Source organism: Nocardia sp. PLKS1-43, assembly GCF_059510335.1.
Map to the genome: position 1 here is coordinate 15,091 of NZ_JCAJZQ010000019.1, position 13,219 is coordinate 28,309.

Genomic DNA, 13,219 nt, shown 5'->3' on the forward strand with positions numbered 1-13,219 from the left:
TCAGGCACGTCCGCCGATGACCATCAGCAGGTAGACGATGGCCACCAACACCATCAGCACCGTCCCGACGATGCCGAGGACGTACCCGGTCAACACCTGCGAGCGGCCGCCGAGCGTACCGCCGGACCGCTCGATCTGGTCCAGCGCCTGCTTGCCCAACGCCCACGCCACCGGACCCAGTGCGCCACAACAGAATATGCTCAGGGCGCCGAGCAGTAGCACCGTCGTCGCGTGCGGATGCTCGACGGGCTGACCGATCGGCTGATCGGGCAGCTCTCCTCCCCAGTAGGGCTGCTCATTCCACATGGCCACCATTCGAGTCTACGGTGACGCGGGCCATTTCAACGCCCGGACGCGCGCCAATTCACATCGACCGGCGCGGTCGCCGTGCAGAATCTCCCTCTCGGACGGGCGGATTCGCCCCGTCAGGACCGCCGCTGACGTGCGATATCGGCCAGCACCACACCCGCCGCGACCGAGGCGTTCAGCGATTCGACCGGTCCGGCCATCGGAATGCTCAGAATCTCGTCGCAGGTCTCGCGCACCAGCCGGGAAAGGCCCTTGCCCTCCGAGCCGACCACCACGACTGTCGGTGCGGTGCCGTCGAATTCGTCCAGGACGGTGTCTCCGCCCGCGTCCAGGCCGACGATCTGCACCCCGGTGGCAGCCCAATCCTTCAGTGTGCGAGTCAGATTCGTCGCGCGCGCGACGGGCAGCCGGGCCGCGGCGCCGGCGCTGGTCCGCCAGGCCACCGCCGTGACGCTCGCGCTGCGCCGCTGCGGGATCACCACGCCGTGTCCGCCGAAGGCCGCGACCGAACGGATCACCGCGCCCAGATTGCGCGGATCGGAGATGTTGTCCAACGCCACGAGCAGCGCGGGTTCGCCCGAACCACTGGCGGATTGCAGCAGATCGTCCGGGTGGGCGTACCGGTACGGCGGCACCTGAAGTGCCAGCCCCTGATGTAATCCGTTGCTGCTCATGCGATCCAGGTCGGTGCGCGGCACCTCCAAGATCGAGATTCCGGCGTCGGCGGCGAGTTTCACCGAGGCGGTGAGCCGTTCGTCGTTCTCGGTGCCCACCGCGACGTACAGCGCGGTCGCCGGTACGCCGGCGCGCAGGCATTCCACCACCGGATTGCGGCCGAGCACCAGTTCGGGCCCGTCGGCGTTGCGGCGACCGGCGACCCGGCCGCCGCCGGAGGAGGGGCCGCCGCGAGTCTTGGCCGCGGCCTTGGCCGCCGCGGCCGCGCGCTTGGCCGCGGGGTGGTATTTGCGCTCGGTCGCGGGCGGGGTCGCGCCCCGGCCCTCGAGGCCGCGCCGACGCTTGCCGCCGGACCCGACCACCTGCCCCTTCTTGCTGCCGCCCTTGCGCACCGCGCCACGCCGTTGCGAATTGCCTGCCATCAGTTCGCCTTTCGTGCCGTCGGTGATACCAGTGCCCACTCCGGGCCGTCGGGTGTGTCGGTGACCTCGACGCCTGCCTCGTTCAGCCGATCGCGCACCGCGTCGGCCTCGGCCCAGTCCTTCGCCGCGCGCGCCCGTTGGCGGCGGTCGAGTTCGGCGCGCACGAGGATGTCCAGCGCGTCGTTCGCCGAGGACGAATCCTGCGGCCCGGACCAGTGCGGATCCAGCGGATCCACACCCAGGATGCCGAGCATGGCCCGCACCTGTCCGGCCGCTTCGCGGGCGGTGTCGGACGCACCGGATTCGAGCGCCTTGTTGCCTTCGTGCACGACGCGGTGAATTTCGGCCAGCGCCTTGGGAATTCCGAGATTGTCGTCCAGCGCCTCGGCGAACGCGTCGGTCCACTTGCCGACCGGAACCTCGCCCAGCCGCTCGCTCGCCCGGCGCACGAACGCCTCGAGCCGTTGATAGGTCTGGGCCGCATCGCGCAGCGCCTGATCGGAGTATTCCAGCATCGAACTGTAGTGCGCGCTGCCCAGATAGAACCGAAGTTCCACGGCCCGAACATGTTCCAGCACATTCGGCACGGCCAGGGTGTTGCCGAGGGACTTGGACATCTTCTCCCCGCCCAGGGTCACCCAGCCGTTGTGCAACCAGTACCGCGCGAAACCGTCACCGGCGGCGCGGGATTGGGCGATCTCGTTCTCGTGGTGCGGGAACACCAGATCCATACCGCCGCAATGGATATCGAATTCGGAGCCGAGGTAGAACCCGGCCATCGCCGAGCACTCCAGATGCCAGCCGGGCCGGCCCGGACCCCACGGCGAGGGCCAGGTCGGCTCACCGGGTTTGGCGGCCTTCCAGAGCGTGAAGTCGCGCGGATCGCGTTTGCCCTCGCCCGCGCTCTCACCCTGGTGTACGTCGTCGAGTTTGTGCCCGGACAACGCGCCGTATTCGGGATAACTGCGCACGTCGAAATAGACGTTCCCGGAGGAGGCGTAGGCGTGACCGCGTTCGATCAGCCGTTCCATCATCTCGACCATCTGGGTGATGTGCCCGGTCGCGCGCGGCTCCACCGACGGCGGCAGCACACCGAGCGCGGCATAGGCGCGGTCGAAGGCGCGCTCGTGCGTCGCGGCCCACTCCCACCACGGGCGGCCCGCGGCGGCGGCCTTGTTCAGGATCTTGTCGTCGATATCGGTGACATTGCGCACGAACGCGACGTCGTATCCACCCGCGAGCAGCCAGCGGCGCAGAACGTCGAACGCGACTCCGCTGCGGACGTGTCCGATATGTGGCTCGCCCTGCACCGTGGCGCCACACAGGTATATCGACGCTCGGCCGGGGACCAGAGGCGTGAAATCACGCAGGGTCCGCGTCGCGGTGTCGAACAGGCGCAGAGTCACGACCAGCCATCCTACTGTCGGGAATTTTGCATAAGGTACAGGGCGGGTGCCGGGTGCGGGATATCCGGCAGCTCAGGGGTGCGAGCGAGTTAGCTGCGACAACACAGCAACGCTGTGGCGACCGCCGCGACACCCTCGCCGCGGCCGGTGAGTCCCAGACCGTCGGTGGTCGTGCCGGACACCGAAACCGGTGCACCGAGTAATTCTCCCAGTACCTGCTGCGCCTCGCTACGTCGAGGCCCTATCTTGGGACGATTGCCGATAACCTGCAGCGCCGCGTTGACGACGGTATATCCGGCCTCGTCCAGCAGACGCCGGACCTCGCGGAGCATGTCCGCACCGGACACCCCGGCCCATTCGGGCCGCCCGACGCCGAATACCGCGCCAACATCGCCCAGCCCGGCCGCCGACAACAGCGCGTCGCACAGCGCGTGCGCGCCGACGTCACCGTCGGAGTGACCGGAGCAGCCGCTCTCGCCCTCGAACAGCAGACCGGCCATCCAGCAGGGACGGCCGGGTTCGATCGGATGCACATCGGTACCGAGGCCGACCCGCAGACCAGTGGGATCGATCACCGCGACACCGAGCCGTGCGCGGGCGCCGGGATCTGCGACGCGGTGCGAATATCCGCGATCTCGTCCGCCGCTTCGGGAGTGTCGCGCTCGGCGAGCAGTGTGCGCGCCAGCCGAAGATCCAGCGGGGTGGTGATCTTGAATGCCATCGGGTCGCCGGGGATCACCCGGACAGGCGCGCCGAACGCCTCGACCAGGCCCGCGTCGTCGGTGGCGTGCATTCCCGCGGCATAGGCGTCGCGCAGGAGTTGCGCCTGGAAACCCTGGGGAGTCTGGATCGCGCGCAGTACCGCGCGGTCGGGTGTGCCGGTCACCTCGCCGGCGACGTCCACGGATTTGATCGTGTCGGTGACGGGCAGACCCGGGACGACGGCCGGGCAACCGGACGTCAATTCGGCCACCACCCGCGCGATCAGCGACGGGGGTGTCAGGGCACGCGCGGCATCGTGCACGAGGAAATGGGTAGCCTGCGGTGCGGCGTCTATTCCGGAACGCACCGAATCGGTACGTTCCGCGCCGCCCGCGACCACGCTCACCGGCACGGGGCATGCCGGTTCGGCGCGGTGGCCCAGCAGAGTTCGCGCCTCGCCGAGGAGTTCGGCGGGCGCGGCGATCACGATGTGGTCCACGACCCCGGACGCGATCAGGCCGTCTACAGCGAGTGTGAGCATAGGCGTGCCGCCGACCGGCACGAACGCCTTGGGCATGCACTCACCCAGGCGAACGCCCCGACCGGCGGCAGGTACCAATGCCACGACACGACTCGTGTCGTGCACCTGGTTCACGATCAGGAGGCCGCTGCGAGAACCTCGTCGAGCAGGGTCTCGGCCTTGACATCGTCGGTGCCCTCGGCGAGGGCGAGTTCACCGACGAGGATCTGACGAGCCTTGGCGAGCATCCGCTTCTCGCCGGCGGACAGGCCGCGATCCTGTTCGCGCCGCCAGAGATCACGGACGACCTCGGCCACCTTGTTCACATCGCCGGAGGCGAGCTTCTCCAGGTTGGCCTTGTAACGCCGAGACCAGTTCGTCGGCTCTTCCGTGTGCGGCGCACGTAGCACCTGGAAGACTCGATCGAGACCCTCCTGGCCGACGACGTCACGAACGCCGACGTATTCGGCATTCTCGGCGGGAACCCGTACGGTGAGATCGCCCTGGGCGACCTTCAGGACCAGATACTCCTTCTGCACACCTTTGATGGTGCGAGTCTCGATAGCTTCGATCAGCGCCGCTCCGTGGTGGGGGTAAACGACGGTGTCTCCGACCTTAAAAATCATGTGTCCCGTGCCCCTTTCGATGCTCACAGTTTAACATGCGACTCGATAACGGCGCGATCAACGACGCAGGTCAGGGCCACAACAGCCGTGCGCTGGGGGTTGACAGAACCAATTCGGTGTGCATCCTGTTGTGCCAGAACGAGTTACGGCGGGGCGCCCGCGCGGCGGGTGCGGCACCGGAACCACCGGGGGCCCTGCCGATCCGTGTGCCCGGACAACTATTACGCTCCGTACTACTACTCTGCATCGTGGAGTGAGCCCGGTCGACATGGAGGACAACCCGTGACTGCCCTGAAAGCCACCACAGCGTCCGAGGCGCGCCGCAGTGCCGTGCGCCGCAGTGCTGTTGCAGTTGCCGCGCTGGCCGCGGGTGCCGCACTCGCGCTGTCGGGCTGCAGCTCCGGCCAGATCGCGCAGACCGCGCGCCAGGTTTCCGCCGTGAACGGCAATACCGCCGACATCGGCAATGTGGCGCTGCGCGACGTGCGCATTCTGCTGCCGCAGTCCGAGGAGTACACCAACGCCAAGGGCGGCAAGGCGCTGCTCGCCTTCAGCGCGGTCAACTTCGGCGCGTCCCGGGCCGACGAGCTCAGCAGCATCACCACTGACCTGGGCACCGTCCAGATCACCCCGTCGGACGCGACCCTGGACCCGGGCCGGACCGTCGTCGCGGGCGGCCCCGAGGCCGTGCAGGCCGGCTCGCCGACCACCTCGACCAGCACACCGGCCTCCGGCACCACCACCAGCGCGCCGACCAGCACCGCGCAGGCGACCAGCACGCCGCCCGCCGCCGACGGTAAGGCGACCTCCGGCCCGGCCAAGCCGATCCTGGTCGAGATCACGGGTCTGACCAAGGACATCACCCCCGGCCCGACCTATCCGGTGACCTTCAACTTCAAGGAGGCCGGGACCGTGCTGGTGAACGTTCCGGTCGACGGCGACAGCGCCCCGCACGCCGCGAGCTGATCCCGGCCGCGCCGCGGGCTGATTCCGCGGCGTGGCGTGGGCTGATTCCGCGGCGTGGCGTGGGTTGGTTTCGCTGAGTGTCCGGGGTGATTCCGCGGTGTCGAGGGTTCGTCTCGCCGAGTGTCGCGGAAATTCGGACTTGTGGGCGCGCTTTCGCGGCAATGTACGACCCGCTGCTGTGGCGGGGCGAGCGGGTTGATCCTGCGGCGTGTCGTGGGTTGGTTTCGCCGAGTGTCGTGGTTGACCCTGCGGCATGGCGTGGTTGGTTTCGCTGAGTTGATCCCGCCGCCCTTCGTGGGCTGTTCCCCGCCGCAGGCGGGGGTGGACCGCCCAGGGCCGAACGCCTGTCGACGTGCTCAAACACTGCGCTGCTGCCGCCAACAAAGCCGGGGACCGCGCGGAAATATTTCGCCGATCGCGCGGGCACGCCGGTGTGCGAACGGTACGGTGCGCCGCCGCGGGTTCCCAGCAGTTCGGTCGGTGACGCGGAACGGCCTCGTCGAGACGGGTGAACGCTATGGTCGGGCAGGGCGCGCGGAGTCTGTCGGAGTCGATCCCTAGGCTGCGCACGTGCCCAAGGTGAAATCGCTCTACCGCTGCTCCGCCTGTTCGCACGAGGTCGCCAAGTGGGTGGGACGCTGCCCCTCGTGCGGTGAATGGGGTTCCGTCGACGAGCAGGCCGCGGCGCCCGCATCGGTCGCGACCGGTCGGCGCGCGCTGCTGCCCTCGACGGCCGCGGCGCCTATCTCGACGATCGATTCGCAGGTCACACGGGCGCGTCCGACGGGCGTGAGTGAGCTGGACCGGGTGCTCGGCGGGGGCGTCGTCCCCGGTTCGGTGGTGCTGCTGTCCGGCGAGCCCGGGGTGGGCAAATCGACGTTGCTGCTCGAGGTGGCGCACCGCTGGGCACGGCAGCGGGAGGAACGCGCACTGTATGTGACCGCCGAGGAGTCCGCCGGACAGGTGCGGTTGCGCGCCGATCGGACCGGCGCGGTGCACGAGCGGGTCTATCTCGCCGCCGAATCGGATCTGGCCACGATCCTCGGGCACGTCGAGCAGGTGCGGCCCTCGCTGCTGGTGGTCGACTCGGTGCAGACCATGCTGGCCGCGGACGCGGAGGGCGTCATCGGCGGGGTGACACAGGTGCGCGCGGTGACCTCGGCGCTGACCTCGCTGGCCAAGGCCAGCGGTATCGCGGTGCTGCTGGTCGGGCACGTCACCAAGGACGGCAACGTGGCGGGGCCGCGCACGCTCGAGCACTTGGTCGACGTCGTGTTGCAGTTCGAGGGCGACAAGCACTCCACCCTGCGCATGGTCCGCGGGGTGAAGAATCGCTTCGGCAGCGCCGACGAGGTGGGCTGTTTCGAACTGCACGACGACGGGATCGCCGGGGTGCCCGACCCTTCCGGACTGTTCCTGCATCATCGCGCCGACCCGGTGCCGGGCACGGCGATCACGGTCGCGATGGACGGCAAACGTCCGCTGCTGGCCGAGGTGCAGGGCCTGACGGTATCGACGCCCGCGCCCGCGCCGCGTCGAGCGGTCAGCGGCCTGGACTACAACCGGGTGTCGATGGTGCTCGCGGTGCTGCAGAGCCGATGCCACGTCTACCTCGGCAAACACGATGTGTACGCGGCCACGGTGGGTGGCATGCGGCTGACCGAACCGGGCGCGGATCTCGCTGTCGCACTGGCGATCACGAGTTCCGAGCGCGGGATCTCGCTGCCCGGCGGCCTGGTGATCCTGGGGGAGGTCGGGCTGGCCGGTGAGGTCCGGCGTGTCACGGGGGCCGGGCGTCGCCTCGCCGAGGCCGAACGGCTAGGTTTCACTGAGGCGCTGGTGCCGCCGGGCGTGGATTGCTCCGGCCTGTCCATGCGGGTGCGCGAAGTGGCGAATGTTCGTGCGGCGGTTGCGTTGAGTGGTTTGTCGAAGCGAGGGGGCGAACATGCGGAGGCTGCCCAATGAACCCTGGCCGCTGGGTCACCAACCTGCTCGGCAAGCCCGAGCCCGGCATCGAGTCGGCGAATTCCGCTGTGCCGCACCGCGATAGCGGGCATGTGGCGCTGCGCGACGTCATCGCGCGGCTGGTTCCGGGTACCCAGTTGCGCGACGGCATCGACCGGATCCTGCTGGCCCGCACGGGTGCGCTGATCGTGCTCGGGCACGACGAGTCGGTCGAGCGGATCTGCGACGGCGGTTTCGAACTCGATATCGAGTTCTCCCCGACGCGGTTGCGTGAACTTTCGAAAATGGATGGCGCCGTTGTGCTTTCGACCGATGGTGCGCGGATCCGGCGGGCCAATGTGCATCTGGTTCCCGATCCGGCGCTGCCCACGGTCGAGTCCGGCACCCGGCACAAGGCCGCCGAGCGCACCGCGGCGCACACCGGATATCCGGTGGTCTCGGTGAGTCGCTCGACCGGAATCGTGACGGTGTATCTGGGCGGCCTGCGGCATCTGGTCCAGCCCTCGCAGTCGATTCTCTCGCGCGCCAATCAGGCGATGGGGACGCTCGAGCGCTACCGTTCGCGGCTCGATGAGACGATGCGACTGCTCTCGGTGGTGGAGCTGGAGGATTTCACCACTCTGCGCGATGTGCTGACCGTTCTGCACAATCTCGAACTGGTGCGCCGCATCGGCCGTGAAATCGACTCCGATGTCGGCGAACTCGGCATCGACGGCCGCCAGCTCGCACTGCAGCTGGCCGAGCTGGTGGGCGAGACGGACACGCTGCGGCGGCTGCTGGTTCGCGACTATCTGCGGATGCATCCGGTGGACGAGCGGAGCCTCGACGCGGCCCTGGCCGAACTGGACGCTCTGCTCGAGGTGGATCTTCTGGAGCTGTCGAATCTCGGTCCGGCACTTGGCTTCCCGGCCACCCTGGAGGCGCTGGACGTCGCCGTGTGCCCGCGTGGCTACCGGCTGCTGGCCAGAATCCCCCGGGTGCCGCTGAACACCGTGGAATCGGTTGTCACGGTGTACGGTTCGCTGTCGAGCCTGCTCTCGGCCACCGCCGACGAACTGGAGACCCTGGACGGCGTGGATGCCCAGGCGGCCCGCCAGATTCGCGAGGGCTTGTCCCGCCTCGCCGAATCCGGCGGGGTCTGAACTCGGTCAGGAGATGTTGAACGTCTCCGGCGAGCTGTGGACCGAACCGAACTGCGCGCTGACGGCGTAGGAGCCCGCCGGGACGGGAACGCGATCGCCCGCGCAGTTGGGCTGGGATGTGGTGCCCGACCAGGTGAGGGTGAACGCCGCCTGCTGGCCGCCGTTGAGGGTGCGCACGTCGGGCTGGCCGCCCTGATCGCAGTCGGTGCTGGTCCACAGCCGGCGCTGGCCGTCGAGCGATTGCACGGACACCTGCTGCAGGCCCGAACCCATGTCGCGGGAGCAGGCCACGGTGGAGATATTGGTGATGACGATCCCGAACACCGGCTTGTCACCCGCCTTGTAGCTCGGCTGCCCGACGGTCACCTTCACCGCCAGCGATTGATCCGGGCAGGCCGCCGGTGCGCTGGCCGCGGTGGCATTCACCGTCCCCGATGGCGTCGAGGTGGACGACGCCGCGTCGTCGGCCGACGTCGCGGCCGCCGTGGGCGTCACAGATCCGGCGGCCGGTCCGGTGGCGTTCGCCGAGGTGGAGGTCGCGGCGGCCGTCGACGTGGACGAGCCGCCGCCGTGCAACAGCATGATCGCCAGCCAGATGACCAGCGCCAGCACGACGACGATCGCGCCGATGGCGAACACGCGACGACGCCAGTAGATCTCCGGCGGCAGTGGTCCAGTCGGTTCCAGCACGACACCACGGTAAGGGCACGATCGGGTGAGCCGCCGCTCAGCGGCACGGCGTGTCGGTGTGGAACAGCTGTGGGACCGGGTACCTTTCCGCCCGAGCTACGGTCCGCTCACACCGTTTCGCCGATGTTGCCCACGGAACGGTGCAGTTGGGCGCGGCCGTCGGCGAGTTTGTAGGTGACCGAGGCGATCGCGCACTGGCCGGTGGCCACGCGCTGGGAGATGATCATCGAGCGCTGCATGAGCAGCCGGCTCGTCTCGACGACGTGCCGTGCCTCCAACTCGTCCACGCCGGTCAGGCCCTCGCGGCGGCCGATCAGGATGGACGGAGTGACTCGTTCGACGACGCTGCGGATGAAACCGCCGGGCACGTCGCCGCCGTCGAGCGCGTTGATCGTCGCGGCGACCGCGCCGCAACTGTCGTGTCCGAGTACCACGATCAGCGGGACGTTCAGGATCTCGACGCCGTATTCGATGGAGCCGAGCACCGAGGCATCCAGTACGTGGCCCGCGGTGCGGACCACGAACATGTCGCCGAGCCCCTGATCGAAGATGATCTCCGCGGCCACGCGGGAATCTCCGCACCCGAACAGGATCGCGGAGGGCTGCTGTCCGTGGACGAGTTTGGCCCGGTCCGCGGTTCCCTGGCCGGGATGCTGCAGGTTACCGCTCACGAACCTGTCATTGCCCTCGCGGAGGGACTTCCAGGCGCTGATCGGGTTGGTATGAGGCATGCGTCCCATTTTCCATACGGCCGTGGTTACCGGCCAGTCCGCTTGGTTACTTCCTGGCAATTACTTGTGTCGTTTCGGCCCGGGCCGATGGTCGGATTTCCGGTGATGTGGGCCGGGTGCGAGCGGCGGTCGGCTCGGAGTGAATCATGGTTGTGTGATCGTTCGGCAGCTGAATTCGTCCGTGTGGGCGGTGGATCCGGAAAGTGTCCAGGCCGGGTGCCCTGGGTGGGGGTCGGGGGTGCGCGGGTGAGCATCGACTCCGATGTGCTGATCGACTGGTACGAGCAGACGGCCCGGGATCTGCCGTGGCGGCGGCCCGGCGTTTCGGCGTGGCAGATCCTGATGAGCGAGATCATGTTGCAGCAGACGCCGGTCGTGCGGGTGGAACCGGTGTGGCGGGAATGGGTTGCGCGCTGGCCGGTGCCCTCGGCGATGGCGGCGGCCACCCCCGGAGAAGTGTTGCGGGCCTGGGGAAAACTGGGATATCCGCGGCGGGCGTTGCGGTTGCACGAATGCGCCCGGGTGTTGGCCGCCGAACACGGTGACGAGGTGCCCGGCGATGTCGACGTGCTGCTCGGGCTGCCGGGGATCGGCGCGTACACCGCGCGGGCCGTGGCCTGTTTCGCGTACGGTCAGCGAGTTCCGGTGGTGGACACCAACGTTCGCCGGGTCGTCGCGCGTGCGGTGCACGGCCGCGCCGAGGCGGGCAATCCCGCGGCCCGCGATCTGGCCGAGACCGAGGCGCTGCTGCCCGTCCGAATCGATCGCGCCGCGGTGTTTTCCGCCGCGCTGATGGAACTGGGCGCGGTGGTGTGCACCGCGCGCACACCCGGTTGCGCTCTCTGCCCGCTGCCGCGCTGTGCCTGGCTCGAGGCCGGACGCCCCGCCTCGGATGTGGTGCGCCGCACGCAGAAATACGACGGTACGGACCGGCAGGCTCGCGGCCGGCTCCTTGATGTGCTGCGCGGAGCTTCCGGACCCGTCGAACGGGTCGCCCTCGACCTGGCCTGGACCCGCGATACGGGTCAGCGCGACCGGGCCCTGGACTCGCTGCTCACCGACGGCCTGGTCGAACAGACTCCCGACGGGCTGTTCGCCCTGGCCGGCGAGGCCGGAGCCTGATCGTCGCGGCGCGGGCCGCATTCGCGCGCGGAGCCGGTCAGCCGTGTCGGCCGAACGCCGGATGCGGATCGGCCTCCGGCGGTGCGGTCGCAGCGCTGAGCGACCGAGGGCGATATCAGCTCGGCGTGGCACTCACCTCGGCCGGGCCGGGTGTCGTCGAGGGGGCTTGCGCCCGGGCGCGACGACCCGAGTTCAGGCGTGGCGAGATCGCTCTGCAGACCAGATAGATCGCGAAGGAGATGGTGGTGACGAAGGTCGACACCGGAACGCCGGGAGCCAGCGACGCGATGATGCCGCCGACCGCGGCGAGTTCGGCGAAGACGATGGACAGGACCGCGGCGCGCAGCGGACTCGCGGTGAGCTGAGCGGCGGCCGCGGCGGGGGTGATCAGCAGCGACAGCACCAGCAGGGCGCCGACGATCTGCACGCCGAACGCGGCGGTGATGCCGAGCAGCACCGCGAAGACCACCGACAGCGCCCGCACCGGAACTCCGCGTGCGACCGCCACTTCCGGGTCGGTGCTGGCGAAAAGCAGTGGGCGATAGATGAATGCGAGCACGACCAGGACACCGGCCGTGCAGACGGACAGCAGGGTCAGCCCGTTGTCTCCGACGCTGACCACCTGTCCGGTGAGCAGCGAGAACTTCGATCCGGCGCGGTTGGGCCCCAGCCACAGGAACAGCACCGAGAGTCCGAGCCCGAACGAGAGCACCACCGCGATCACCGAATCACGTTCGCGCGCACGCGATCCGAGCAGGCCGAACAGTACCGCCGCGACCACCGAACCGATGATCGCGCCCGCGCCCACCCCGATTCCGGCAAGCAGCGCCGCCGCCGCACCGGTGAGGGACAGCTCGCTGGTGCCGTGGACCGCGAACGACATCTGACGGCTCACGATCAGCGGACCGATCAACCCGGCCAGCAGGCCCAGCAGCGCGGCGGCCAGCACCGCCTGCCGCACGAAGTCGTAGGACAGCAGATCGGCGGTCGTGTGGAAGTCGAGCATCTTGGTGAAGATGTCGGTGAGCTTGTCGTTCACGCGTTCTCCCCGCCGAGGGCATCCATCGCGTCTCCCGTTCCGACCACGACCAGCCGCCCGCGCACCCGCAGCACATCGACCTCGGTGCGGTACAGCTCCGAGAGCACCTCGGAGGTCATCACCTCGTCCGGTGTGCCGATCCGGAATTTGCCGTCGACCAGGTACAGCACCCGATCCACCAGCGGCAGAACGGGATTGATCTCGTGCGTCACGAACAGCACCGCGGTGTCGTGGCTGCGCCGCCGGGCGTCGATCAGCTCGGCCACCAGCCGCTGATTGGCCATGTCCAGGCTCAGCAGCGGCTCGTCGCACAGCAACACCCGCGGATCGCCGACCAATGCCTGCGCGACCCGCAACCGCTGCTGCTCACCACCGGACATCGATTCCAGCGGCGCGTGCGCGTAGTGCTGCGCCCCGACCCGCGCCACCGCCTCGGCGATCCTGCGCCGCCGCTCCTTGCGTCCGCGCCACCCCAGCCCCCACCGATGCCCGTCCACCCCGAGCCCGACCAGATCCACCCCGCGCAACCGGACGCCCGCATCGATCGTCTTCTGCTGCGGGATATACCCGATATGCGGATTGCCCACCCGCGCAGGCGCTCCCGCGATCTCCACCGCTCCGGCACTCGGCGCGACCTGCCCCAGCAACATCCGCAGCAAGGACGTCTTCCCGGACCCGTTCGGCCCGAGGATCGCGATGAATTCCCCAGCCCGCACCGTCAGATCCAGACCGTCCCACAGGATCCGCTCCCCGTACGCCAGCCGTGCTCCCCGCAACCGCACCACCGCCTGGCGATCCGGTGCTGCCTCGGAAACGACGTGCGCGCCGATGCTGTCCGTATCGGTGCAGACAGGAACAGCTGCCGCAGCGGGACTTGCCGTTCGGCATACGGTCGTACCGCCCG

General features: G+C 69.0%; 14 protein-coding genes. 4 read left to right on the plus strand and 10 right to left on the minus strand.

Annotation, left to right across the window (positions count from 1 at the left end; translation table 11 throughout):
* The 6 genes from AC5WS7_RS38030 to carD all read right to left on the minus strand — a co-directional run bounded on the left by AC5WS7_RS38030 (nt 1) and on the right by carD (nt 4,660).
* Entirely contained in the window at nt 1-306 is a 306-nt protein-coding gene (locus AC5WS7_RS38030) for a DUF4190 domain-containing protein (RefSeq protein WP_495959562.1), read from the minus strand.
* Between the two features lie 119 nt (nt 307-425).
* Nucleotides 426-1,406 carry a 23S rRNA (guanosine(2251)-2'-O)-methyltransferase RlmB gene (rlmB, locus tag AC5WS7_RS38035; RefSeq protein WP_495959497.1) on the minus strand — a complete coding sequence of 327 codons (981 nt, stop codon included), beginning with the start codon at nt 1,404-1,406 and terminating at the stop codon, nt 426-428.
* Nucleotides 1,406-2,812 carry a cysteine--tRNA ligase gene (gene cysS, locus AC5WS7_RS38040; protein WP_495959498.1) on the minus strand — a complete coding sequence of 469 codons (1,407 nt, stop codon included), beginning with the start codon at nt 2,810-2,812 and terminating at the stop codon, nt 1,406-1,408. Before cysS ends, rlmB begins: the two co-directional genes overlap by 1 nt.
* Before the next feature lie 89 nt (nt 2,813-2,901).
* Nucleotides 2,902-3,369 carry a 2-C-methyl-D-erythritol 2,4-cyclodiphosphate synthase gene (ispF, locus tag AC5WS7_RS38045; protein ID WP_495959563.1) on the minus strand — a complete coding sequence of 156 codons (468 nt, stop codon included), beginning with the start codon at nt 3,367-3,369 and terminating at the stop codon, nt 2,902-2,904.
* 14 nt (nt 3,370-3,383) lie between these two features.
* Nucleotides 3,384-4,091 carry a 2-C-methyl-D-erythritol 4-phosphate cytidylyltransferase gene (gene ispD / locus AC5WS7_RS38050; protein ID WP_495959499.1) on the minus strand — a complete coding sequence of 236 codons (708 nt, stop codon included), beginning with the start codon at nt 4,089-4,091 and terminating at the stop codon, nt 3,384-3,386.
* 80 nt (nt 4,092-4,171) lie between these two features.
* Nucleotides 4,172-4,660 carry an RNA polymerase-binding transcription factor CarD gene (gene carD / locus AC5WS7_RS38055; protein WP_019931623.1) on the minus strand — a complete coding sequence of 163 codons (489 nt, stop codon included), beginning with the start codon at nt 4,658-4,660 and terminating at the stop codon, nt 4,172-4,174.
* A 282-nt stretch (nt 4,661-4,942) separates the two neighbouring features.
* On the opposite strand from carD, the gene AC5WS7_RS38060 reads away from it, so the two are divergent.
* The 3 genes from AC5WS7_RS38060 (at nt 4,943) to disA (ending at nt 8,733) form a co-directional block, all read left to right on the plus strand.
* Entirely contained in the window at nt 4,943-5,626 is a 684-nt protein-coding gene (locus tag AC5WS7_RS38060) for a copper chaperone PCu(A)C domain-containing protein (RefSeq protein ID WP_495959500.1), read from the plus strand.
* A gap of 570 nt (nt 5,627-6,196) precedes the next feature.
* Nucleotides 6,197-7,591, plus strand: coding sequence for a DNA repair protein RadA (gene radA / locus AC5WS7_RS38065; protein WP_495959501.1), 1,395 nt, complete (start codon nt 6,197-6,199; stop codon nt 7,589-7,591).
* Nucleotides 7,588-8,733 carry a DNA integrity scanning diadenylate cyclase DisA gene (disA, locus tag AC5WS7_RS38070; RefSeq protein ID WP_495959502.1) on the plus strand — a complete coding sequence of 382 codons (1,146 nt, stop codon included), beginning with the start codon at nt 7,588-7,590 and terminating at the stop codon, nt 8,731-8,733. Before radA ends, disA begins: the two co-directional genes overlap by 4 nt.
* 6 nt (nt 8,734-8,739) lie before the next feature.
* On the opposite strand, the gene AC5WS7_RS38075 is transcribed toward disA, so the two are convergent.
* Both AC5WS7_RS38075 and AC5WS7_RS38080 read right to left on the minus strand, forming a co-directional pair.
* Nucleotides 8,740-9,423 carry a hypothetical protein gene (locus AC5WS7_RS38075; protein WP_495959503.1) on the minus strand — a complete coding sequence of 228 codons (684 nt, stop codon included), beginning with the start codon at nt 9,421-9,423 and terminating at the stop codon, nt 8,740-8,742.
* Between the two features lie 107 nt (nt 9,424-9,530).
* Nucleotides 9,531-10,154, minus strand: coding sequence for a carbonic anhydrase (locus tag AC5WS7_RS38080; protein ID WP_495959504.1), 624 nt, complete (start codon nt 10,152-10,154; stop codon nt 9,531-9,533).
* A gap of 246 nt (nt 10,155-10,400) precedes the next feature.
* On the opposite strand from AC5WS7_RS38080, the gene AC5WS7_RS38085 reads away from it, so the two are divergent.
* Entirely contained in the window at nt 10,401-11,276 is an 876-nt protein-coding gene (locus tag AC5WS7_RS38085) for an HhH-GPD family protein (RefSeq protein WP_495959505.1), read from the plus strand.
* Nucleotides 11,277-11,391: 115 nt separating this feature from the next.
* On the opposite strand, the gene AC5WS7_RS38090 is transcribed toward AC5WS7_RS38085, so the two are convergent.
* Nucleotides 11,392-12,315 carry a metal ABC transporter permease gene (locus AC5WS7_RS38090; RefSeq protein WP_495959506.1) on the minus strand — a complete coding sequence of 308 codons (924 nt, stop codon included), beginning with the start codon at nt 12,313-12,315 and terminating at the stop codon, nt 11,392-11,394.
* Nucleotides 12,312-13,145, minus strand: coding sequence for a metal ABC transporter ATP-binding protein (locus AC5WS7_RS38095; RefSeq protein ID WP_495959564.1), 834 nt, complete (start codon nt 13,143-13,145; stop codon nt 12,312-12,314). The genes AC5WS7_RS38090 and AC5WS7_RS38095 overlap by 4 nt, the downstream gene beginning before the upstream one ends.
* Nucleotides 13,146-13,219 lie beyond the last annotated feature (74 nt).